Source organism: Dolichospermum sp. UHCC 0260, assembly GCF_009711985.1.
GTDB classification, from domain to species: Bacteria; Cyanobacteriota; Cyanobacteriia; order Cyanobacteriales; family Nostocaceae; genus Dolichospermum; species Dolichospermum lemmermannii.
The window spans coordinates 1-7,201 of sequence record NZ_VIKZ01000092.1 but is presented as its reverse complement, the minus strand read 5'-3'; the positions used below and the strand labels follow the sequence as shown (position 1 = coordinate 7,201).

Here is a 7,201-nt window from a genome sequence, read left to right as displayed (position 1 = left end):
GAACAATTACCTAAGTTATCGGTTACAAGATAAACGGATTAGTTATTATGAACAAAAAAGTAAATTTGATTTTTTCTTAGAAGAAAATGATCAAATAGATCCTGCAAGTTTAATTCCTGCACCTACAGAACCAAGACCAATATTAAATGAAATTCAAGAATGGTTAAAAACAAATTCTCCAGAACTAAAACGTATTCATATCCGAAATCGTCCAGATGTTAATAGTTACGTTTTAATTTCCCGTCGTTTACCACCAGAAACATCTTGGCTAGATTTATCTGTAGAGTTTGGTATACCTGTAGCAACTCTTAGCAATTTCTATCAACGTCAATGTTTTCCCCGTCTGCTCAATTTTGGTAAATCCCAAGCTTATTTTGATAGCGAAGGTTACTTTGATATATAAATTATGAATTACCCTACTGAACAACAAAGCATTTCTATTCCTATTTCGGCAAAGTTCCGAGATACAGCTTTACAATTTGCCCAAGAACAACCAAATCCAGAAAAAGCAAAACTCGTATATCTGAATACTTTAGCTGTACAAGTTGTGAATAACTACTTGCAAATGTTAGATATTTCTACTACATTAGAAGCTAGTCATAGTTGGGATTATTGGGGAAGAATAGCTGGAAATGTAGCAGATTTATTATTAACTGGAATTGGACATTTAGAATGTAGATATATCAGAACAGGAGATCAGATTTGTTATATTCCTCCTGAAGTTTGGCATCATCGTTTTGGTTATATGATAGTGGAAATTAATCAAACCTGCCAAGAAGCCAAAATCAGAGGATTTTTACCCCAAGTTACGACAACAGAAATTAAACTAGAACAGTTACAACCATTAGAACTTTTCCTAGAACATTATCATCAATCTTCGGGTATACAATTAAGACAATGGTTAGAGGGAATATATACATCTCAATGGCAAAGTATTGAGGAATTAGCTTTACAAAAAACTTCGCAATTAGCCTTTCGTTCTGCAAAAGTGCGGGGGTTTGAAATAGATACACCCAAAAAAGTTTGGCAAGTGATTGAACAATTATATCCCCAGCGCAGTTGGAGGAAAATCTTACCATCAACATTATTAGAAAATTCAGATGTAGAAGTAATGGATATTCTTGTTCATCTTTTACAAACTACAAATGATGAAGAAATTCGTTGGACTCTAGCAGAGGTTTTATGGACAATTACACCAAATCATCCTGTTGTTACTGCTAGACGAATTATGGATTTAGGAATGCAGTTATCAGGGAAACCTGTAGCTTTAATGGTGGCTATATTACCCAAACTAGATAAAACCTTTGCTGTGCTTTTGCGAGTATACCCAATGGGAAATAAAATTTATTTACCAGCAGATTTACTATTATCAGGATTATATGAAAATGGCCAGCCATTTTTAGAAGTTAAAGCCAGAGAACAAAGAGATAATTACATTCAATTAAAATTTTGTGCTGAAATGGGTGAAAAATTCCAAATCCGGGTTATTCTAAATAATGCAACTATTACAGAAAAATTTGTCATTTAACTAGACAAATCAATTAGTTGTAGGTTGGGTTGAGGCTTTGCGAAACCCAAGCAATTCGCAAAAATGTTGGGTTATGCCTACGGCACGCTACGCGAACACGTTGTTCAACCCAACCTACATGAACTATTATAAAAAATTTGTCATTTAACTAGACAAATCACTTAGGGTAAAAACAGTGGGGAAGCTGATCATATTCGAGATTGGGGAAGGTAGTTTTGAAACAGGATTTCCTGTCAAAATCAGAATTGGGGAAGACGGTAAACCCCATTTCGCAGAAATTTCTGGCAGATTTCCACCAGCTTTAGAAATTCCTCAAACTTATTATGAATGGCAATCAGCTTATTATCAATTACCTGGAAATTGGTTAATTACTGTTCCCCAAACTCAAATTACTAATGTATCTACTACAGAAGTTTGTGATACTGCTGCTAAAAAATTTCAATCTAGTTTTAATGATTGGTTAAATCAACCATCTGTCAGAAAATTAGAAAGGCAATTTTTACAAAAAATCGGTGATTGGCATAATGTCAGATTTATTGTACAAACACAAGATTCACTTTTAAGAAGACTTCCTTGGCATTTATGGGAAATATTTCATACCAGTCATATTCAACCTGAAGTTGTAATTAGTTCTGAGTATGAACCGTCAAAGATTAAATTAAAAAGTCCGGTAAAAATTCTGGCTATTTTAGGTAATAGTCAAGGGATTGATATTCAACCAGATTTACAAGCATTGACAGCAAAATTACCAGGGGCAATTATTGAACCTTTGCTGCAACCATCCCGTCAAGAACTTGTTAATAAATTATGGTATCAACCTTGGGATATTTTATTTTTTGCTGGACATAGTTGCAGTCAAGAAGGTGATAGTTGGGGAGAAATTCAAATTAATGACAATGAAAGTTTATCACTTTTAGAGTTGCGTCACGCTCTGGGATATGCTGTAAAAAAAGGATTGAAGTTAGCAATTTTTAATTCTTGTGATGGTTTAGGATTAGCGCGTAATTTAGCTGATTTACGCATACCTTATACAATTGTGATGCGAGAACCTATTCCTGATATTGTCGCTCAACATTTTCTAGAATATTTTCTCACAGTTTTTGCATCTGGTGAATCTTTATATACTTCTGTACAGCAAGCGCGTGTGCGGTTACAGGAAGAACTAGAAAATCAATATCCTTGTGCCTCTTGGATACCTGTAATTTTTCAAAATCCAGCCGCAGCATTACTCAAATATCCCCAACCCCGAAATTTACAAAAGATGGCTTTACAGTCAGCAATAGCGACGATATTATTAGTAATTATCGGTACTATTTCATGGCTGAGTTTTCAGGAAATAAAATTGCGAAATCGGTTTAGTTATGGGGAGAAAATATTATTTAATTCTCCAACTAATTTGGATAAACAAGCAGCTATAACAGCATTTTGGTGGAAAAATTACAACCAAGCAATTAAAAAATTTACCACCTATTTACAAGATTATCCTAATGATCCAGAAGCTAGAATATATTTAGAAAATGCGAAGGTTGGAAATAAAGAAGTAATCAAAATTGGTGTAGCTGTACCGATAGGTAGTAATCCTCCCGTAGCGCAAGAAATCCTGCGAGGAGTCGCACAAGCTCAACAAGAGATAAATCATGATGGTGGAGTGAATAGTAAATTTTTACAAATTCAAATTACTAATGACAATAATAACCCAGAAATAGCTCAACAAATAGCGGCAAGATTTGTCAAAAATAAAGATATTTTAGCTGTAATTGGTCATAATAGCAGTGATGCTACCGTACCAGCTTCTAATATATATCAATCTGGCAAATTGGTGATGATTTCCCCAACCAGTAGTTCTACAAAATTAACTGACCGTGAAGATCAAACCAATGGTAATTATATTTATAGAACTGTAATTAGTTCTCATGTAATTGCGGAAACTCTGGCGGAATATGCCAAAAATAATGATAAAAGTAAGATTCTTATTTGCAGTGATTCTCAAGCAACGGATCAATCTTTCATTCAGGCTTTTATTAATACTATTAATAACAGAAATTTAGAATTAATTAGTGATATTCATTGTGATTTTGCTGATAATAAATTTCAAGGTGAACAGATTATTCAAAAAGCAATTGAGCAAAATGTCAATACTATTCTGCTGAATCCTCAAGTTGACAGAATTAATCAAGCTATCCAATTAGCTAAAAGTAATCAAGGTAAGTTATTTTTATTAGGAAATCATAGTTTAGAAACACAGAAAACCCTAGCTGCTGGCAATGCTTTTAATGGTATGATTATGGCAGTTCCTTGGCAAATTAGTATTCCAAAAAATAAAGAATTTGTCCAAAATGCTCATCAGCTTTGGGGTAAAAAAATCTTAATTACTTGGCGAACAGCTACTGCTTTTGATGCTACTAAAACAATAGCTATTGCTATGCAAAAAAAAGGTAGTACGAGAATAGGTATTCAACAGGCTTTAAGTAAGAATTTTTCCTTTTCAGGTATTACCGGAACAATTAAGTTTCTACCATGGGGCGATCGTGATCGCATCAGTAAGGCTATGTTAGTTCAAGTACAAGTAGACTCCCAATCATCTACAGGCTATAGTTTTATCCGAAAGGAGTAGACAATAATTTGGTATAATTATCTAAAAAACTAATTACCATCTTGGGGAAGTGCAAATAAAAGTAAATTGTAATTATTTGACTAATGACTAATCAACACCGCATTGGCATTATTTTAGGAACTCGTCCCGAAGCTATTAAACTAGCACCAGTAATTCAAGTTTTTCAAAATTCTCCAGATTTTGAATTGCAGGTAATTCTCACAGGACAACATCGAGAAATGGTTGAACAAGTGATGCAATTGTTCAAACTCAAAGCCGATTGGAATTTAGAGATTATGCAGCGTCAACAATCTCTTAATGATATTACCTGTAGAAGTTTACAAGGTTTAGAAGCATTATTTCAAGCCCAAAAGTTAGATTTTGTAATTGTGCAAGGAGATACAACAACAGCTTTTGCAGCCACCTTGGCAGCTTTTTATCAAAAAATCCCTGTAGGTCATGTGGAAGCAGGTTTAAGGACTGATGATTTATTTAATCCTTTTCCCGAAGAAGCTAATAGAAGGTTGATTTCCCAGCTTACACAATTGCATTTTGCGCCGACTACTTTGGCGGTGGAAAACTTACAAAATTCTGGGGTGTTAGGAGAAATTCACTTAACAGGAAATACGGTAATTGATGCCTTATTAAATGTGGCTGCCAAAAAACCAGTTTGCCATATACCAGGTTTAGACTGGAGCAAATATAGGACAATATTGGCAACAGTTCATAGACGGGAAAATTGGGGATCACCGTTGCAAGACATCGCTGAAAGTTTTTTACAAATTTTAGAGCAATTTCCTGATACAGCCTTATTACTGCCATTACATAAAAATCCCACAGTTAGAGAACCATTGCAACAGTTATTAGGGAATCATTCCCGCATTTTCTTAACAGAACCCTTGGATTATGCCGAATTAGTGGGAGCTATTGAGCGATCGCATTTAATCTTAACCGATTCCGGTGGCTTGCAAGAAGAAGCCCCCAGTCTGGGTAAACCGGTGTTAGTTCTCAGAGATACCACCGAAAGACCAGAAGCAGTCACCGCTGGGACAGCCAAACTCCTAGGGACACAAACCGCAAATATCGTCACAGCCGCTAGTGAACTACTCAGCAATCCCGACGCTTACAGCAAAATGGCCACCGCCATTAATCCCTTTGGCGATGGCCATGCAGCAGAACGCATCCTGCAAATTGTCAAAAATTACTTAAGCTAAATGCCTAAAGCTCTCCGAGTTTGATAACCAACAACGCCATCTACACGCAGTCCGTTACGTCTTTGGAAGTGACGAACTGCATTAATGGTTCGTGAACCGTAAACGCCATCAACTCTAATCCCTAAAGCTCTTTGGATTTCTCTGACTCGTTCGCCTCTTGCGCCATATTCTACCGTTACCCTACCCCCAACACCGTAGCCAGAACGATATCTGCGGTGAGAACGTCCAGGAGTATTACCAATCCATCTTTCAGCAGCATAGTATCCTCGGTAACGTCCCGAAGAAATTCTCGCAAACCCATTTCTAACACTACCAGTTTCACCAACGTATGTACCATTGCGGACACAGGCTACAGATGAATTTGCAGTGCTAGGTCCAGTGCGAATATAAAGACAGCTTCCATTCGTGCTGGCATATTCAGCCGAAGCAAACTGCATTTGAGTCACTGTAGCTAGTAATATAGTTACACCGGCCAAAGTTAACCATGCAGAAGATTTAAAAATTTTCCGCCAATTAAATGACGATTTCGGAAGACTTAATGCAAAATTTTCATTTGTCCTTTCATCCTCTATATACATATAGGAATAAGCCAAATATTCCATAATCATCTGCTCCTTGATGTGAAATTTTGTGATACTTTTGTCTAGTTTTAATCTTCATTGATTTTATACTTCTTTATGACAATATGTTGGCTAATATATTCCGCCATTTGAACTGTCACATCAGGTATTTGTAATGAAATCATCAATTACATAAAGAGGTTAGTATTTTTATTTCCCTAAACCATGAGAAGTGAGAAAACTATCCGCACGAATTGGACTCCCATTGCGCCAAATTTCTATTTTTTCTGGACTAATTAAGTAGGAAAAAGTCCCATTATCTGCCTGATATTTGTGATTGTCAAGCTTCCAAGCCCGAATTTTTAAAACTTGACTTGGTTCTTGTTTCAATTTCCCCACATAAAATAACTGACCATGTTCTTCGCAAACTTTTATACTGACTGTTGTTGTCTCCCCTGTCATAACTGTAGTTCCATCACAATCAGTATTATTACTTACAGATAAAACTGGTTGTAGAATTGGGGTAATTGGTTTATTTACTGGTGTTTTTGCGATGGTGGCAGACGGTAATAAACTGAGAGGATTACTAGCTAAACGACCATCTGCATAAAATTCAAAATGCAAATGAGGGGCGGTGCTATTGCCTGTTGAACCCATTTCGGCAATAATTTGACCTTGTTTGACCTGTTGACCTTTACTTACTAATAAACGGCTATTATGTCCGTAAACTGTTACATTGCCATTAAAATGTTTAATTTCGATAAAATTGCCTAATCCCCAATCATCCCAACCAGCTTTCACGACTGTACCAGCAGCAGCAGCTAAAATTGGAGTCCCTTTTGCACCCGCAATATCAATTCCCTCATGCTGATATTTACGGAAACCTTGGGAAAGAATCCCTTGGGTCGGCCAAATTAAGTTAGCAGTAGGTGCGGGTGTGGGGTTAATTAGAGAAACTGTCTGAGTCAAAGCTGGGGAAACTTTACTTACAGCCACGGTACAGGATATTAAAGCCATCAAAGCATAATCACAAAAGCGGTAGATATTAACTTTTTTCATCAGTTTCTAGCCTAATAATTGCTATAGCAGCGAAAAAGAAGTCAAAGCTGACTGCTGTAAATGGAAAAATGCTATAGTTATTTGCTATTTCAGTCTCAAATGTGTCACATCGGGACAATTTGCTAGTTAAATTTACGACTCGTGCAAACTTACTATTCCCAAGATGCTTAGATTTTTTCGATTTATGGACATTACTAAAATTTGATTCTGTTAGGTTAAGAGATACACAAGTAACGTAGTTAACCGA

Annotated in this window: 6 protein-coding genes and 1 pseudogene; 4 read left to right on the top strand and 3 right to left on the bottom strand. The window is 36.1% G+C overall.

Going from position 1 to position 7,201, the window contains the following annotated elements; all coding sequences use genetic code 11:
- The 4 genes and pseudogenes from FJR08_RS22155 to wecB all read left to right on the top strand — a co-directional run.
- A pseudogene (locus tag FJR08_RS22155) lies at nt 1-403 on the top strand (sigma-70 family RNA polymerase sigma factor); the annotation flags it as partial.
- A gap of 3 nt (nt 404-406) precedes the next feature.
- On the top strand, nt 407-1,528 hold the full coding sequence (locus FJR08_RS22150; protein WP_168634600.1) for a DUF1822 family protein: 1,122 nt from the start codon (nt 407-409) through the stop codon (nt 1,526-1,528).
- Between the two features lie 175 nt (nt 1,529-1,703).
- Entirely contained in the window at nt 1,704-4,142 is a 2,439-nt protein-coding gene (locus tag FJR08_RS22145; RefSeq protein ID WP_168634599.1) for an ABC transporter substrate-binding protein, read from the top strand.
- Nucleotides 4,143-4,225: 83 nt separating this feature from the next.
- On the top strand, nt 4,226-5,335 hold the full coding sequence (wecB, locus tag FJR08_RS22140; RefSeq protein WP_148763701.1) for a non-hydrolyzing UDP-N-acetylglucosamine 2-epimerase: 1,110 nt from the start codon (nt 4,226-4,228) through the stop codon (nt 5,333-5,335).
- On the opposite strand, the gene FJR08_RS22135 is transcribed toward wecB, so the two are convergent.
- The 3 genes from FJR08_RS22135 to FJR08_RS23375 all read right to left on the bottom strand — a co-directional run.
- Nucleotides 5,332-5,937, bottom strand: a complete 606-nt coding sequence (locus FJR08_RS22135; protein ID WP_015083266.1) for a peptidoglycan-binding domain-containing protein — start codon at nt 5,935-5,937, stop codon at nt 5,332-5,334. The genes wecB and FJR08_RS22135 overlap by 4 nt on opposite strands.
- Nucleotides 5,938-6,105: 168 nt before the next feature.
- Nucleotides 6,106-6,954 (bottom strand): M23 family metallopeptidase, encoded by an 849-nt coding sequence (locus FJR08_RS22130; protein WP_174782930.1) that lies wholly within the window; start codon nt 6,952-6,954, stop codon nt 6,106-6,108.
- On the bottom strand, nt 6,941-7,201 hold a 261-nt coding region (locus FJR08_RS23375), incomplete at its 5' end, for a hypothetical protein (RefSeq protein WP_217357551.1). The genes FJR08_RS22130 and FJR08_RS23375, both read right to left, overlap by 14 nt.

What these genes read in the sequence shown, in the direction of transcription:
- FJR08_RS22150 (WP_168634600.1), top strand. Translation starts at nt 407, where the DNA reads ATGAATTACCCTACTGAACAACAAAGCATTTCTATTCCTATTTCGGCA.
- wecB (WP_148763701.1), top strand. Translation starts at nt 4,226, where the DNA reads ATGACTAATCAACACCGCATTGGCATTATTTTAGGAACTCGTCCCGAA.
- FJR08_RS22135 (WP_015083266.1), bottom strand. Translation starts at nt 5,937, where the DNA reads ATGGAATATTTGGCTTATTCCTATATGTATATAGAGGATGAAAGGACA.
- FJR08_RS22130 (WP_174782930.1), bottom strand. Translation starts at nt 6,954, where the DNA reads ATGAAAAAAGTTAATATCTACCGCTTTTGTGATTATGCTTTGATGGCT.